At 69.2% G+C, this 14335-nt stretch carries 14 protein-coding genes, 1 tRNA gene and 1 pseudogene; 7 read left to right on the top strand and 9 right to left on the bottom strand.

Annotation, left to right across the window (positions count from 1 at the left end; all coding sequences use genetic code 11):
* Positions 1 to 159 precede the first annotated feature (159 nt).
* Together ABS73_RS11125 and ABS73_RS11120 are read right to left on the bottom strand one after the other, a co-directional pair.
* A complete protein-coding gene (locus ABS73_RS11125) occupies positions 160 to 459 on the bottom strand; it encodes a TM2 domain-containing protein (RefSeq protein WP_136857439.1) in 300 nt (99 codons plus the stop codon).
* Positions 460 to 731: 272 nt separating this feature from the next.
* Complete coding sequence (locus ABS73_RS11120) at positions 732 to 1964, bottom strand: DVUA0089 family protein (protein WP_277023901.1); 1233 nt, start codon at positions 1962 to 1964, stop codon at positions 732 to 734.
* A gap of 167 nt (positions 1965 to 2131) precedes the next feature.
* Here ABS73_RS11120 and pheT point away from each other — a divergent pair.
* Both pheT and ABS73_RS11110 read left to right on the top strand, forming a co-directional pair.
* Positions 2132 to 3543: pseudogene (pheT, locus tag ABS73_RS11115) on the top strand (phenylalanine--tRNA ligase subunit beta); the annotation flags it as partial.
* Between the two features lies 1 nt (position 3544).
* A partial coding sequence (locus tag ABS73_RS11110; RefSeq protein ID WP_502686051.1) for a phenylalanine--tRNA ligase subunit beta-related protein occupies positions 3545 to 4522 on the top strand: 978 nt, incomplete at its 5' end.
* A 66-nt stretch (positions 4523 to 4588) separates the two neighbouring features.
* Here ABS73_RS11110 and ABS73_RS11105 read toward each other — a convergent pair.
* The 3 genes from ABS73_RS11105 to ABS73_RS11095 all read right to left on the bottom strand — a co-directional run bounded on the left by ABS73_RS11105 (position 4589) and on the right by ABS73_RS11095 (position 5351).
* Positions 4589 to 4711 carry a small membrane protein YohP gene (locus tag ABS73_RS11105; RefSeq protein ID WP_277023896.1) on the bottom strand — a complete coding sequence of 41 codons (123 nt, stop codon included), beginning with the start codon at positions 4709 to 4711 and terminating at the stop codon, positions 4589 to 4591.
* Positions 4712 to 4774: 63 nt separating this feature from the next.
* Positions 4775 to 4848, bottom strand: a tRNA-Gly gene (locus ABS73_RS11100).
* Positions 4849 to 4898: 50 nt separating this feature from the next.
* Positions 4899 to 5351 (bottom strand): nucleoside deaminase, encoded by a 453-nt coding sequence (locus tag ABS73_RS11095; protein WP_277023895.1) that lies wholly within the window; start codon positions 5349 to 5351, stop codon positions 4899 to 4901.
* 118 nt (positions 5352 to 5469) lie between these two features.
* Between ABS73_RS11095 and ABS73_RS11090 the strand changes: the two genes are divergently transcribed.
* A complete protein-coding gene (locus ABS73_RS11090; RefSeq protein WP_286693455.1) occupies positions 5470 to 7245 on the top strand; it encodes a pseudouridine synthase in 1776 nt (591 codons plus the stop codon).
* A gap of 70 nt (positions 7246 to 7315) precedes the next feature.
* On the opposite strand, the gene hemP is transcribed toward ABS73_RS11090, so the two are convergent.
* Entirely contained in the window at positions 7316 to 7492 is a 177-nt protein-coding gene (hemP, locus tag ABS73_RS11085; RefSeq protein WP_135313729.1) for a hemin uptake protein HemP, read from the bottom strand.
* 149 nt (positions 7493 to 7641) lie between these two features.
* Positions 7642 to 8649, bottom strand: a complete 1008-nt coding sequence (locus tag ABS73_RS11080) for a zinc ABC transporter substrate-binding protein (RefSeq protein WP_277017950.1) — start codon at positions 8647 to 8649, stop codon at positions 7642 to 7644.
* Positions 8650 to 8764: 115 nt separating this feature from the next.
* On the opposite strand from ABS73_RS11080, the gene ABS73_RS11075 reads away from it, so the two are divergent.
* From ABS73_RS11075 to ABS73_RS11060, 4 genes are all read left to right on the top strand, one after another.
* A complete protein-coding gene (locus ABS73_RS11075; RefSeq protein ID WP_423805144.1) occupies positions 8765 to 9265 on the top strand; it encodes a Fur family transcriptional regulator in 501 nt (166 codons plus the stop codon).
* Positions 9262 to 10047, top strand: coding sequence for a metal ABC transporter ATP-binding protein (locus ABS73_RS11070; RefSeq protein WP_277017951.1), 786 nt, complete (start codon positions 9262 to 9264; stop codon positions 10045 to 10047). Before ABS73_RS11075 ends, ABS73_RS11070 begins: the two co-directional genes overlap by 4 nt.
* 12 nt (positions 10048 to 10059) lie before the next feature.
* Positions 10060 to 10842 carry a metal ABC transporter permease gene (locus ABS73_RS11065; RefSeq protein ID WP_136857432.1) on the top strand — a complete coding sequence of 261 codons (783 nt, stop codon included), beginning with the start codon at positions 10060 to 10062 and terminating at the stop codon, positions 10840 to 10842.
* Positions 10843 to 11040: 198 nt separating this feature from the next.
* The gene (locus ABS73_RS11060; RefSeq protein ID WP_409780523.1) at positions 11041 to 11244 is read left to right on the top strand and encodes a hypothetical protein; all 204 of its coding nucleotides are present in this window, start codon (positions 11041 to 11043) and stop codon (positions 11242 to 11244) included.
* 147 nt (positions 11245 to 11391) lie between these two features.
* Here the strand turns inward: ABS73_RS11060 and ABS73_RS11055 are convergent, their stop codons facing one another.
* Together ABS73_RS11055 and ABS73_RS11050 are read right to left on the bottom strand one after the other, a co-directional pair.
* Positions 11392 to 12057 (bottom strand): YjbF family lipoprotein, encoded by a 666-nt coding sequence (locus tag ABS73_RS11055; protein WP_277017955.1) that lies wholly within the window; start codon positions 12055 to 12057, stop codon positions 11392 to 11394.
* Between the two features lie 14 nt (positions 12058 to 12071).
* Complete coding sequence (locus ABS73_RS11050; protein ID WP_277017957.1) at positions 12072 to 14282, bottom strand: YjbH domain-containing protein; 2211 nt, start codon at positions 14280 to 14282, stop codon at positions 12072 to 12074.
* Positions 14283 to 14335 lie beyond the last annotated feature (53 nt).

Here is a 14335-nt window from a genome sequence, read left to right as displayed (position 1 = left end):
CTGCGCTTCGGTCAGCCAGAACAAGTTGCTCATCGATCAGGTCTCCTTGCGGCGGCCTGAATCACGCAAAGGGCGTAAAATCAATGGGTCTGGAGCCTAAGCCTAGTTTTGGCGTCCGCCCTAGAAGCTATTAGCATTTTACACTGCTAAAACCAAACTTCACCGCAACCGCCGCCGAATATCCTCCCGATCCCCTCGGATCATCCCCGGAATGAGGAACAGGTCGATCACGCACCAGATCGCGACAAAGGCCACTGCCGGCCAGCCGATCAGGATCGGCGTCAGCAGCCAGCCCACCGCCCAGACCGACAGCATGAACAGCCCGCTGATCCAGCGTCCCAGATACATGCGGTGCACGCCGAAGCCCCACAGGAAGATCAGCAGCAGATAGGCGATCAACGGCGATTTCGCCTCATTGGCGACCCGTTGCTCGATCAGCAATTCGCGCTGCGTGTCCATCTGTCCGGCTCTCCTGTCTTGTCCGCACGCCACCGGGCGCGCGCCATCAAGATAGGAACCCGCAACCGCCAGACAAGATCCCGCCCACGGGCGATCCCCCCAAATGCAACACCACCGTGCGCAAGCGGTGTACAGCCTGTGCACATCCGGTGCAGCGCCTGTGCACCCCCGGTGCGGCATGATCCCCAGCAAAACAAGGGCCCCCGGCGCATCGCGCGCCAGAGGCCCCGCAACGGCACCGCCCGCGCAACACCCGCGCGGGCGCAACGCCCTTATTCCACCCGCTCGAACCGCTCAAAGACCAGCCCCACGGGCCGGATCGGCGCGCCCGCCTGGTCGGGCCGGTTCACGTCGGTCAGCGCCAGACGATAGCGCCCGGCCTCCAGCACGACCGGCCCGATCCGCGCATCGGTATTGCCGCCCGAATCGTCGTCCTGCGCCACCACCGCGCCCGAGCGGTCGAACAGCGCCAGCTTGCTGTCCACGCCGACCAGCCCGCCATAGGCGCTGACCACCAGCGCCGTCTCGCGCTCCAGCGTAAAGGTCAGCCATTGCGCGCTGCCGTCCTGCAGGACGACGGTCTCGGGCGTCGTGGCCAGATCGATGGTCTGCATCGCGTAATCCCCGTCCAGGGGCGGCGGCAGCTCTCCGCGCCGCCAGGCGCTGCGCAGGAAGGCGTCGCGGTCCAGCGCCTCGGCGCTGACGGTGATCACGCCCTCTCCGGCCGACAGGGGCGCCACGCCCAGGCAATACTGGCCCGCGGCCAGACCGCTCGGGAAATCCAGCCGCGAATTCAGCCCGTCGGCATCGTCATTGGCGGCGATCTCGGTGCCGGCGCCGTCGAATAGGATCATGGTGGGGTCCAGCCCCTGGCTGACCGCCCGCAGGGTCAGGGACGCGTTGCTTTCCAACGAGAATCGGAAATAGCGCACCGTGCCGTCGCTGTCGGTCCACAAGGGCAGGGCGGCCTCCAGCGGCCCCTCGGCCCAGTCATCGGCGGGGGTGTCGGGGGTGCAGGCGGCGATGGTCGTGTCCACCGGATCGGCCAGCAGGGCGGGCATCTCCGGGCGGGTCAGCTGCACCGTGGCGGTCATGTCGGCATTGCCGATGGCGCGCAGCTGGACGCAGTAATCGCCCGGCCCGACCGACTGCTCGATCCGCGAATTGAGGCCGATCGCGTCGTCGTTTTCGGCCAGCAGATCGCCCTCCGGGGTCTCCAGGCGCAGGGCCGGGTCGCCGTCGGATTGCGCCTCAAGGCGCAGCGCCTGCATCGCGCCCGTGACGCGGAACATCGCATAGGGGCTCGTGCTGGCGGTGGTGGTCATCTGCCGCATCAGGGGGGCGTCGGCGGTGGTCATGTCGCTGGTCTCGGCGCTGTCCCCCAGCCACAGGGCGGGCAGGCCCGAACAGATCGGCCCCTCGGTCTCGGGGGCGTCCTGGGCCTGCGCGGGCAGGGCGGCCAGCAGCGCCAGGGGCAGCGGGGCAAGACGGGACATGAGACTCATGATGACACCTTCTGTTGTGTTGGCCGGACAATCGCACCGCCCCGCGCACCCCGCAAGCGCGGTGAATCGCCTGCACAGCCGTGAAATCCGCCGATCCGGCTTGACCCCCGGCCCCTCGCGCGGTTCTAAGACGGCAAAGTCCCGCACACGACCCGGAAAGACGCGCCATGAAGTTCACCCTCTCCTGGCTCAAGGAGCATCTGGATACCACCGCCACCCTCGATCAGATCGCCGAGGCGCTGACCGACCTGGGCTTGGAGGTCGAGGAAATCGCCGACCCCGCGGCCAGGCTGGGCACCTTTACCCTGGCGCGGATCGAGCATGCCGAACAGCATCCCGACGCCGACCGCCTGCGCGTCTGCCGGGTGATGACGGATGAGGGCGAAAAGCAGATCGTCTGCGGCGCGCCCAACGCACGCGCAGGCATCACGGTGGTGCTGGCCAAGCCGGGCGACTACGTTCCCGGCATCGACACGACCCTGGGCGTGGGCAAGATCCGCGGCGTCGAAAGCCACGGGATGATGGCCAGCGAACGCGAGCTGGAGCTGTCCGAGGAGCATGACGGCATCATCGAGCTGCCTTCCGGTGAGGTCGGCCAGCGCTTTGTCGATTGGCTGGCGCAGAGCGCGCCCGAGAAGATCGACCCGATGATCCACATCAAGATCACCCCGAACCGCCCCGACGCCCTGGGCGTCCACGGCATCGCCCGCGATCTGGCCGCGCGCGGTCTGGGCACGCTGAAACCCGTGGCGGTGGACCCCGTGCCGGGGGCTTTCCCCTGCCCGGTGGGCGTGACCATCGACGGCGCGGTGGCCGACAAGGCGCCGTTTTTTGCGGGCCGCGTGGTGCGGGGCGTGACGAACGGCCCGTCGCCCGCCTGGCTGCAAAAGCGCCTGCGCGCCATCGGTCTGCGCCCGATCAACGCGCTGGTGGACATCACCAATTTCTTCACCTTCGACCTGAACCGCCCGCTGCATGTCTTCGACGCGGCCAAGGTCAGTGGCGACCTGACACTGCGCGCCGCGCGCGCAAGCGAGGAACTGGTGGCGCTGGACGACAAGACCTATGCCCTGCCCGCAGGCGCGGTGGTGATCTGCGACGATCACGGCCCGGAAAGCATCGCGGGCATCATGGGCGGTGCTGCCTCGGGCGCGTCCGAGGAGACGCGTGACGTCTTCATCGAGGCCGCCTATTTCGACCCGATCACCACCGCCGCCACGGGCCGCGCGCTGAAGATCAACAGCGATGCGCGCTATCGTTTCGAACGCGGCCTCGACCCGGCCTTCACCCTGCCGGGGCTGGAGCTGGCCACGCGCATGGTGATCGACCTCTGCGGCGGCGAGGCGTCCGAGGTGGTGACCGCAGGCACGCTGCCCGATACGGCCCGCGCCTATCGCCTGGACCCGCAGCGGACCAGCCGCCTGGTCGGCATGGACATCCCGGAGGCCGATCAGCGCGCCACGCTGGAGGCCCTGGGCTTCCGGCTGGAGGGCGATATGGCCCATGTCCCGTCCTGGCGCCCCGACGTGCTGGGCGAGGCCGACTTGGTCGAGGAGATCGCCCGCATCGCCAGCCTGACNACCCGCCTGCAGGGCAAGCCCCTGCCGCGCGCGCAGGCGGGCGTGCCGCAGCCGGTTCTGACGCCCCTGCAGGTCCGCGAAAAGACCGCGCGGCGCATGGCGGCGTCCTTGGGCTATAACGAATGCGTCACCTACAGCTTCATCGACCAGCCCTCGGCGGCGCTGTTCGGCGGCGGTTCGGACGCGGTGCGCGTCGAGAACCCGATCAGCAGCGAGATGTCGCATCTGCGCCCCGACCTGCTGCCCGGCCTGCTGCAGGCGGCGGCGCGCAACCAGGCACGTGGTTTCGCCGATCTGGCGTTGTTCGAAATGGGCCCGGTCTTTGCGGGCGGAGAGCCGGGCGAACAGGCGGTCCGCATCAGCGGGCTGCTGGTCGGCCAGACCGCGCCACGCGATCCGTTCGGCAGCCGCCGCAAGGTGGACCTCTATGACGCCAAGGCCGATGCCGAGGCGATCCTGCAGGCCATCGGTGCCCCCGCCCGCGCGCAGATCAACCGCAAGCTGGACGGCTGGTGGCATCCGGGCCGTGCGGGCAACATCGCGCTTGGCCCCACCGTGCTGGCGACGTTTGGGGAGATCCATCCGCGCGTTCTGCGCCAGATGGACGTCAAGGGCCCGGCCGTGGGGTTCACCATCCAGCTGGCCGCCGTGCCCTTCCCCAAGGCCAAGACGCCCACGCGCCCTGCGCTGGAGCTGTCCGAGCTGCAGGCCGTGGACCGCGATTTCGCCTTTGTGGTGGATGCGGGGGTCGAGGCGCTGACGCTGGTCAACGCCGCAGCCGGTGCCGATAAGGCGCTGATCGCGTCTGTGTCGGTCTTTGACCAGTTCGAGGGTCTGGAGGGCGGCGCCAAGTCGCTGGCCATCAGCGTGCGCCTGCAGCCGCAGGGCAAGACACTGACCGATGCCGATATTGCCGAGGTCAGCCGCAAGATCGTCGACAAGGTGACCAAGGCCACCGGCGGCACCCTGCGCGCCTGAGGTGCCCGGACGCGTCGGGGGGCCGCAGCCCCCCGTCGCCCCCGCCCAGGTCGCGCGCCCCAGGGATCAGAAGATCAGCGACAGGATGCCGATGACGACCAGCAGGCCGATGATGAAGATGATTCCGACGACGCTGCCGAAGAATTTGAGCATGGTGTTCTCCTGTCTGTGAGACAGCGGAACGGGCATGGGCTCATGAGGTTCCGTCCGCAATGAATTCGCGGCAATTTTAGTGTGTCACGGGAGGGAGGTTGGAGCGGGTGACGGGAATCGAACCCGTGTCTCTAGCTTGGAAGGCTAGGGTCTTACCATTACACAACACCCGCGCTGCGTCTGGATATAGGCCGGTCCGCCGGGAGGTTCAAGCACTGTCGCATCATCGGCGCGCGGCAAAGAACGCCTGCAGCAGGGCGCGCGAATGCGGGGCCGACAGGCCGTCATAGACCTCGGGGCGGTGATGGCACTGGGCGTGGCGGAACACCTGCGCGCCATGCGCGACGCCCCCCATGCGCGGGTCGGCCGCGCCGTAATACAGCCGCGCGATTCGCGCAGCCGAGATGGCCGCCGCGCACATCGGGCAGGGCTCCAGCGTGACCCACAGGTCGTGGCCGGGCAGGCGTTCGGACCCCATCGCCGCGCAGGCGGCGCGGATGGCCAGGATCTCGGCATGGGCGGTGGGGTCGGCGCGTTCGCGGGTGCGGTTGCCCTCGGCGGCCACGACGCGGCCCTGGGGGTCGGTGATGACCGCGCCGACCGGCACCTCGCCGCGCAGGGCGGCGGCGCGGGCTTGGTCCAGCGCCAGGGGCATGTGGCTGATGAAGCGCGTCATGGCCCGCTTGTCGCAATCCGCGCGGCTTGGCGCAAGCGGGGGAAAGAAACGCTTTCCACAAGGCCCGCTTGGGCGTATGCACCCCTCTTTGCCCCGCAGAGATGCGAAGGAGATGCGCATGACCGACGACCAGATCCCCGACCGCAAAGCCCCCCAGACCGCGCCCCGCACCGAGGCCGACCGCATCGCCAAGGTGATGGCGCGCGCCGGTGTCGCCAGCCGCCGCGAGGCCGAGCGGATGATCATCGAGGGCCGCGTCAGCGTGAACGGCACCAAGATCGACAGCCCCGCGCTGGACGTGGCGCCGGGGGACCGCATCACCGTCGACGGCAAGAAGCTGGACGAGCCGCAGGAGACACGGCTGTGGCTGTACTACAAGCCCCTGGGTCTGATCACGTCGGAAAACGACGAGCTGGGCCGCCAGACGGTGTTCGACGCCCTGCCGCGCGACATGCCGCGCGTGATGACCATCGGCCGCCTTGACCTGAACTCCGAAGGGCTGCTGCTGCTGACCAATGACGGTGAGCTGAAGCGGCGGCTGGAGCTGCCCGCGACGGGCTGGCTGCGCCGGTATCGCGTGCGGGTGAACGGCACGCCGTCGGACATGACCTTTGACCCGCTGCGCCGCGGCGTCACCATCGAGGGCGAGGATTTCTCTCCCATGGAGATCAAGCTGGACAGCCAGCAGGGCGCGAATGCCTGGATCAGCGTCGGCATCCGCGAGGGCAAGAACCGCGAGATCCGCCGCGCGATGGCCCATGTCGGGTTGCAGGTGAACCGCCTGATCCGCATCGGCTATGGTCCCTTCAAGCTGACCGGCATGGACAAGAACCAGGTGACCGAGGTCAAGCGCAAGGTCCTGCGCGACCAGCTGGGCGGTCTGTTGACCGGAGAGGTCGAGGACAAGCCGCGCGAGATGCGCCCCCGTGGTGCCGCTGGCGAACGCGCCGCCCGCGTCGAGGGGGCCGATGCCGGCCCGCGCCGGTTCGGCGCCAAGCCGGGCTTTGCGGGCAAGCCTGCCGGGCGCGGCTTTGGTGACCGTCCGCGCGACGGCCAGGACGACCGCCCCGCCCGCAGCTGGGGCGCCAAGCCTGCCGGGGACCGTCCGCGCTTTGGCGCCCGGACCGAGGAGGGCGCGGGCTTAGGCGACCGGCCGCGTCCGGCGGGCGACAAGCCGCGCTGGAAGAAATCCGGCCCCGGCGAGGGTCCGGGCCGCAAGCCTGGTGGCGACGATGCCCGCCCCGCCCGCTTTGCCGGCAAGCCGGGCGAGGCTCGCAAGCCCTTTGGCGGCTCGCGCGGCGACGCTGACGGCCCGAGAAAGCCGTTTGGTGGCGCCCGCCCCGAAGGCGACCGCAAGCCCTATGGCAAGCCGCGCGCAGACGGGGATCGCAAGCCCTATGGCGCGCCGCGTGGCGAGGGTGCCGAGGGTCGTAAACCATTCGGCGGCCCGCGCCCCGAGGGCGACCGTAAGCCCTATGGCAAGCCGCGCGCCGACGGGGACCGCAAGCCCTATGGCGCTCCTCGTGGCGAAGGTGCCGAGGGTCGCAAACCGTTCGGCGCACCGCGTGGCGACGCTGACGGCACGAGAAAGCCATTCGGCGGCCCGCGCCCCGAGGGCGACCGTAAGCCCTATGGCAAGCCGCGCGCCGACGGGGACCGCAAGCCTTACGGCGCGCCGCGTGGCGAGGGTGCCGAGGGTCGCAAACCGTTCGGCGGCCCGCGCGGTGACGCAAGCGGTGCGAAGAAGCCGTTCGGCGGCCCGCGCCCCGATGGCGATCGCAAACCCTTTGGCAAGCCGCGCGCAGATGGCGACCGCAAGCCGTCCGGCGCGGGCGGCTTCAAGGGCAAGCCCAAGCCCGCAGGCGGCCGTCCGACCGGCAAGCCGCGCGGCTGAGCGTTGCGCAATCAGGAAAGGGCCGCCCCGCAAGGGGCGGCCCTTTTGGCATGGTGCCGCAGGCGGTCGGTTATTTCGTCAGGATCAGCTTGCCCGCGCGGGTGATGCGCAGCTGATAGACCTGTTCGTCCAGCACGATCAGGGCCTGATTGCCGCCCTGGGTCAGCTGGGTGGCATCATGCTGGGGCATCCGGGCAAGAATCGAGGTGCCGGGACGGGTGAAATCGGCGGGGCGCGTGGCGGTCATGGTCAACCTCATGGGGTGGCACTGTTGATGCCCAAAGCTGACAAATTCGTTCGGGTTTGTCAAAGTAAATTAGTCAGGATTCGAACCCGCCAGTCATTTTCCGCCTTTCGGCACGGCATGGCGCCCTGTTTCGGGCGCCACGCCGGGGCTCATTCCGCCGACAGGCACGCGACGATCGTGTCGGTCAGCCCGGTCAGCAGCGCGTCGTACTGCCCCGCGCCGGGGGCCAGCATGCCGCCCTCGGGGCTCAGCTCGCCGCCAAGGCGGGTCTCCGTGCCCTCGATCACGGTGGCGATCAGCGAATCGTCATGAGCATATTCGGGAAAGGCGCAGCGCGCGTCGGTCTGGGTGATCTGGGTACGGATCTGATCGATGCGCGCGGCAGACGGCGTCGAGGCGTCGCCAAGCGACACCGCCATGGCCGGCTGCAGGCCGAAATGCGCGGTGAAATAGCCATAGGCATCGTGAAAGACCACGAACCGGTCATCGGCATGGGGCGCCAGGCGATCGCGCAGTTCCGTGTCCAGCGCGGCGATCCGCGCGGCGGCGGCATCGGCATTGGCGCGATAGGTGGCTGCGTTGTCGGGGTCCTGTTCGGACAGGGTGGCGGCAATCGCCTCCAGCCAAGGGCCGGCATTGGCGGGGCTCAGCCAGGCATGCGGGTCGGTGCCGGTATGGGCATGGTCGTGATCCCCGTGATCATGGTCGCCGTGGTCATGGTCATGGTCATGATCGTGCGCATGGTCGTGCGCATGGTCGTGATCGTCATGGCCGTGCCCATCATCGTGACCGTGACCCTCATGGTCATCCGCCGCAGCGTCGGCATAGCCGCGCAGGGTGATGCCGTCGACCTCCAGCAGGCGCAGCTGTTCGCTGCCGCCGAGGGTGTCGGAGGCGCGCGCCAGCCAGGGGGTCAGCGTGGGGCCCATCCAGACGACCAGGTCCGCCGACTGCAGCGCCTGCGCATCCGACGGGCGCATCTGATAGTGATGCGCGCTGGCGCCTTGGGGCAGCAGGACGCGGACCTCTCCCAGATCGCCCATGACCTCCTGGACCAGGGCGCCGGTGGGCACCAGGTCGGTGACCACCTGGGGGGCGGCCAGGACGGGGGCGGTGGTCAGGGCCAGGACGGCGGCTGCGGATGCCGGGATGCGCATCGGGATCTCCTTTTCGGGAATGGGGCTTTGTTGCGATGGCCGGGTTCTGTGTGTTACAGCATAACAAGTCAACCTGAATGTAATAAAGTAACGCCATCGCGCGTGAAGGACCATCGTGCCCGACAGTGACCACGCCATCGCCGCGACCTTTGCGCCGCACGATCATCAGCAATGCGCCCATCGCGCGCTGGACGAGGCTGCGGCCCGCCTGACCGAACAGGGCGCGCGCCTGACCCCGGTGCGCCGCCGCACGCTGGAGATCCTGCTGGAAAGCCACCGCGCGATGGGCGCCTATGAGGTGCTGGACCGGCTGGCCGCCGAGGGGTTCGGGCGCCAGCCCCCCGTCGCCTATCGCGCGCTGGAGTTTCTGGTCACCCATGGCCTTGCGCATCGGCTGCAGCGGCTGAACGCCTTTGCGGCCTGCCTGCATCCGGGCCATGACCACCACCCGGCCTTCCTGATCTGCCGCAGCTGCGACAAGGTGGCAGAGGCCGCCGCCGCCCCAATCCGCGACGCGCTGACCGCCGTGGCGGCCAAGGGCGGGTTCCGGGTCGAGCGGGCCACCATCGAGGCGCTTGGCCTCTGCGCCACCTGCGCGGCCGAAGGTGGCGCATGAGCGCCCTGATCGAATCCTCCGCCCTGACCGTGCATCGGCCCGGCACGTCCGAGCCGGTCCTGGCGCAGGTCGATTTCCGCATCCAGCCCGGAGAGATCGTGACCGTCGTCGGCCCGAACGGGTCTGGCAAATCGTCGCTGATCCGGGCGCTGCTGGGGCACATGCCGCTGGCCTCGGGGCGGGTGGTGCGCAGGCGCGGGCTGCGCATCGGCTATGTCCCGCAGTGGGTGCAGCTGGACACGGCGATCCCCATGACGGTGCGCCGCTTTCTGTCGCTGCCCACGCGCGTGACCGACGCTCAGGCCGAGGCCGCGCTGGCGCGCACCGGCGTCGCGGGACTGGGCGCGCGGCAACTGACGCAGCTGTCGGGCGGCCAGTTCCAGCGGGTGCTGCTGGCCCGCGCGCTGCTGTCGGACCCGCATCTGCTGGTCCTGGACGAACCGACGCAGGGGCTGGACCAGCCCGGCATCGTGGCCTTTTATCAGCTGATCGAGGAGGTCCGCCGCCAGACCGGCGCCGCCGTTCTGATGGTCAGTCACGACCTGCTGGTGGTGATGCGGTCCTCAGACCGGGTCGTCTGCCTGAACGGGCATGTCTGCTGCGAGGGCACGCCCCAGCATGTCAGCACTGCCCCCGAATACCGCGCCTTGTTCGGGGCCGAGGCGCAGGGCACGCTGGCCCTTTATCGCCACCGCCACGACCATGACCACGACCTGATGCCCGCGGGGGCGCATGTGCATCGCCCGGGTTGCGGGCATGACCACACCGCGCCGCGGCGCTGACGGACCGGACGGATGTTGGACGATTTCTTCACGCGCGCCGTGCTGGCGGGACTGGGACTGGCGCTGGTCGCGGGGCCTCTGGGCAGCTTCGTGGTGTGGCGGCGCATGGCCTATTTCGGCGATTCGACCGCGCATGCGGCGATCCTGGGGGTGGCCTTCGCGCTGGCCTTCGACATCTCGATCTATGCGGGGACGCTGGCGGTCGCGGTGTCGATGGCGTGTCTGGTCTCGGCGCTGGTGGCGCGGGGGCAGGCGATGGACACGATGCTGGGGGTGCTGTCGCATTCGGCGCTGGCCCTGGGCCTGGTTGCGATCAGCTTCGTGCCGCAGGCCCGGTCCGACCTGGGCGGCTATCTGTTCGGCGACATCCTGGCGGTGGGGCGGTCTGATCTGGTGCTGATCTGGACGGGGGCTGCGCTGGTGCTGGGGGTGCTGATCCTGCGCTGGCAGCGGCTGGTGACCAGCAGCCTGAACGAGGAGCTGGCCATGGCCGCGGGCATCGATCCGCGGGTCGAGCGTCTGGTCCTGTCGCTGGCCCTGGCCGTGGTGGTGGCGCTGGCGATTCGAGTGGTGGGGTCGCTGCTGATCTCGGCCATGCTGATCGTGCCTGCGGCGGCGGCCCGCGGATGGGCGCGCACCCCCGAGCGGATGGCCGCCGGTGCCGCCCTGATTGCCGCCGCATCCGTCATCCTGGGGTTGTGGTCCAGCCTGCGACTCGACACGCCCGCCGGTCCCTCGATCGTGACCGCAGCGGCGATGTTTTTCGTCCTCTCCCAAGCACTTCGCCGGGGCTAGTGCCGAATTGTCACAGTTTTTCCGGGGGTTTGCACCCCATGGAACGAAGCGCCGAAATAGGTGTTGGCCAATATGCAACAGTGCCCGCAGGCCCACGGTGGAATCAATTCAATGCTGCTTTTCAACTGTTCGGGTTTGTGTAACTGTCGCCACGATGTTGCCAGAAATGGCAGCCGTCAATCGAAACGGAGCATGATCATGACCAAATTCGCTACTTTCGCGGCCGCTCTCGGCCTGACCGCAACCTCGGCTCTGGCCGGTGGCTATGTCGCCCCCGTCGTCGAAGTCGAGCCCGTCATCGTTGAGGAGCGCGCTGCTTCGACCAACGCCGGCCTGGTCGTCCCCGCCCTGCTGCTGCTTGGCGTCATCGCCGCAGTCGCTTCGGACGACGACGACAGCTGATATCGGTCCGGATCGTTCCGACGATCCGTGCCACAAGGGGCTGACCTCTGGTCAGCCCCTTTTCCTTTGCCCGGGTCCCTGTGCACCTATGGCCATGAAAAAACCGGCCCCTGAACAGGGCCGGTTTTTTCACGATTGGCGGTGGGGTCAGGGGCGCAGCGTCTGGATGGTCACATAGCCCAGGCCAGGCCCGATCCATTGCCGCGACACCGGGATCTGCCCGCCCTGGACCAGATAGTTGTTCTGGAACGTCGTGCCGTGGCCTTCGCAGCTTTCCACGATGATGCCGGGATTGGGGCCGGGTGCGGTGGTGCAGGCGAATTGCAGCGGCCGCTCCAGCCCGTCGCCGGACAGATAGCGCATGATGCGGGTGCCGCTGCCCGACTGGCCCGCGCGGATCAGCCGGTCGGTTCCGGGTTCGGCCACCGACAGATCGCGCCCCAGCCCGCGGGTGCCGACCAGCATGCCGTCGCGCAGGATCAGCGCCTCCTCGGCGGGGGTCATGTAGGTGCGCATCGCGCCGTTCTGGCCGGTCATGGCCATGATCTGGTTGCGGCCCAGCCCCTCGAACCCGGCCTGGATCAGCGGGCCCGGATTGACGCGCAGCGCCTCGGCCGCGGCCTGCTCGGGGCTGGGGGGCGGCGTGGCGGGACCCTCGGCGCGGCGCGCGCCCCCGGCCTGGGTCACGGCCTGGGTCGCGGTCTGCGCCAGGACCGCCAGGGGGCCGCCGCCGGCCTCGTCCGGGCCGCTGTTGCTGCACCCGGCCAGGGCGGCCATCGCGACCCCCGCCAGCGTGATCGTGACTTTGCGCATCCGTTTAGCCCCGCTCATCGCCAGAACCTCCCCCAGCCTTCGTAAAGATCGACGGTGTGGCTGTCGCGCACGCGGTCGTACAGCCGCCCGTTCACGTTGACCCGCGACCCGCCATCGCGCGACAGCGACCGGATGTTGGTCGAGACGCGGTCCCGCGACGCCTGGCCCGTGGCCCAGCCAAGCGGGATGGACAGCGTGACGCCCTTGTCAAAGCTGCCCTCGCCGAACTCCTCGGCCGACAGGTCGGTCTTGGTCGCATAGGCGCCCACGCGCCAGCCATTGGCGAATTCGCGTGCCAGCGTCACCGTCGCGCCCACATCGCCCGCCAGATACTGGCCCACGTCTAGCTGCGCGGTGAAGCCCTGCTGGAATTCGTAATAGGCCGAGACGTGGCCCGTGGTGACCTCATAGTCGCGGAAATCGAACAGCTGGTCGAAATCGCGCTTGCGCACGCGGTTGATCTCGGCCCCGAAGCCCAGAGGAGAGGTCGCGGGCTTCCACAGCGCCTCGGCCGAGACGCCGCCATAGGCGCGCTCCAGCAGGCCCACGGTCACGCGGGTATAGACCGCCTCGGACGGCTTGGCATACCAGGCCAGCGTCGCCTCGGGGATCACCGGGCTGGAATTGCCGGTATACATGCGCGTGTCGGAGCGCACGCGCGGCACGCCCTCGGGGGTGGTTTCCAGCCCGGGGCGGGCCTCGTATTCCTCGGGGCTGAAATACTCGCCCCTGCCGCACCGTCCGAACTCTTCGCAATTGGCCGCGGTGTCAGGAATGCCTGGGCCGCGCTGGCCGATATCGCCGAAGGCGCGCTGGCGCAGGGCGCCGGTGGCGATCAGGCCGGGCACGATCTCATAGCTGGCGCGGGCCTCGGCGCCGACCTCGTGGGTCAGGCCGTCCTCGGCGCTGAAGATGCCGATGTCCAGATAGGGCCGGACCGACCAGCGGAACCGCGGATAGAGGTCCGGCGTCGGCACCAGACCCGCCGTCTGCGCCGCGTCCGACAGGGTCGAGGCGGCGGCGATCTGGCCGGCCTCGGTATTCTCCAGCCGCTCCACGTCGCTGCGCCGCATCGTCACCGAGGACGTGGCCATCCCGTCCGTGGTCGAGGTGATCACGAATGTCTCGACCGAGGGGGGCAGGGCGCGGGTCATCAGGCGTGCGGTGCGGCCCACCGCCTCGGCCTGGTTGATATAGCGCTGGTTGCGCAGGCGGACCTCGGCCCGGGTCGCGGTCAGGGCCATGCTCTCCAGGCGCTGGCCCTCCTTGGCCATCGCGTCGCCCAGGGCCTTCTGGATGGCGGGCTGGGCGGTCGGGTCCTGCGACCAGCTGCCCGACCAGCCCTCGGGGTCCTGCGTCGGGGACACGCGCGGGCGCACCGGGGCCGGGGCCCTTTCCAGCCCCGAGGGGAAGGCCGCATCGCGCGGGTTCAGCGCGATGGTGAACTGCGCGCCGATGGTCTTGCCGCCGATGGTATAGATCCCGGCCTCGTAGTTGCGGCCGATGCGATAGCTGGCGCCCAGGTTCAGCTTGCTGGAGGGCTCGTCCCCCTGCTGGTATTCGTTCCCGTCGCTGTAGCGCGCCACATAGATGTCGTTGGAATATTCCGCCGTCAGGTTCAGCCGGTCATTGACCTGCCAGCTGACCGAGGCAAAGGGCTTGGCCCCGCCGCTGAACCACTGGTCCACATTGGGCGTGCCGCCCTGATCGGTCACGTCGATCACCCGCGGCCTGCCCGCCAGCGTGCCCCAGCCCAGGCCGACGGACGCGCGGACGGTGGGCGTCACGTTGCGCGTGGCCACGATGTATTCGCCGGAATAGACGCCCGTTCCCAGGAAATCCTGCAGACCCACGGCCACGGCGGGCCGCCAGCCATCCTCGTCCACGATCTGATAGCGCAGATCCAGCGAGCGGTCCGAGATGAACCCCTCCCGGCGGAAGTCCTCGATGCCGTCGACGCGGCCATAACGCAGCACCGTGGTCAGCCCCGGCAGCGCCTGAAAGAAGATGTTGCCGCGCCGCGCGTAATCCGACAGCGAGACGGTCGCCCCCAGGCTGCCGTCGGGCAGGGTTTCGGCGGTGGGCGTGTCGATGCCGCCGGGCAGGCCATAGGAGGACATGGTGCGGCCCAGCATCGGGTCCGCGACGGCGATGCCCGCGCCCGCGATCAGGGCCAGGGGCAGGGTGGTGGCCATCAGCTGGCGGGTCAGACGCGAGCGGCGCATCGGCGGCTTCCTTTCGGCGGCAAGGACGGGGTCGGGGACTGCGTATGCAGGCG

Origin of the sequence: Paracoccus sp. SCN 68-21 (genome assembly GCF_001724535.1) — a bacterium.
In the GTDB taxonomy this organism is placed as follows: Bacteria; Pseudomonadota; Alphaproteobacteria; order Rhodobacterales; family Rhodobacteraceae; genus Paracoccus; species Paracoccus hibiscisoli.
The sequence above is the reverse complement of the archived record's forward strand: the minus strand, read 5'-3'. Positions and strand labels throughout refer to the sequence as shown.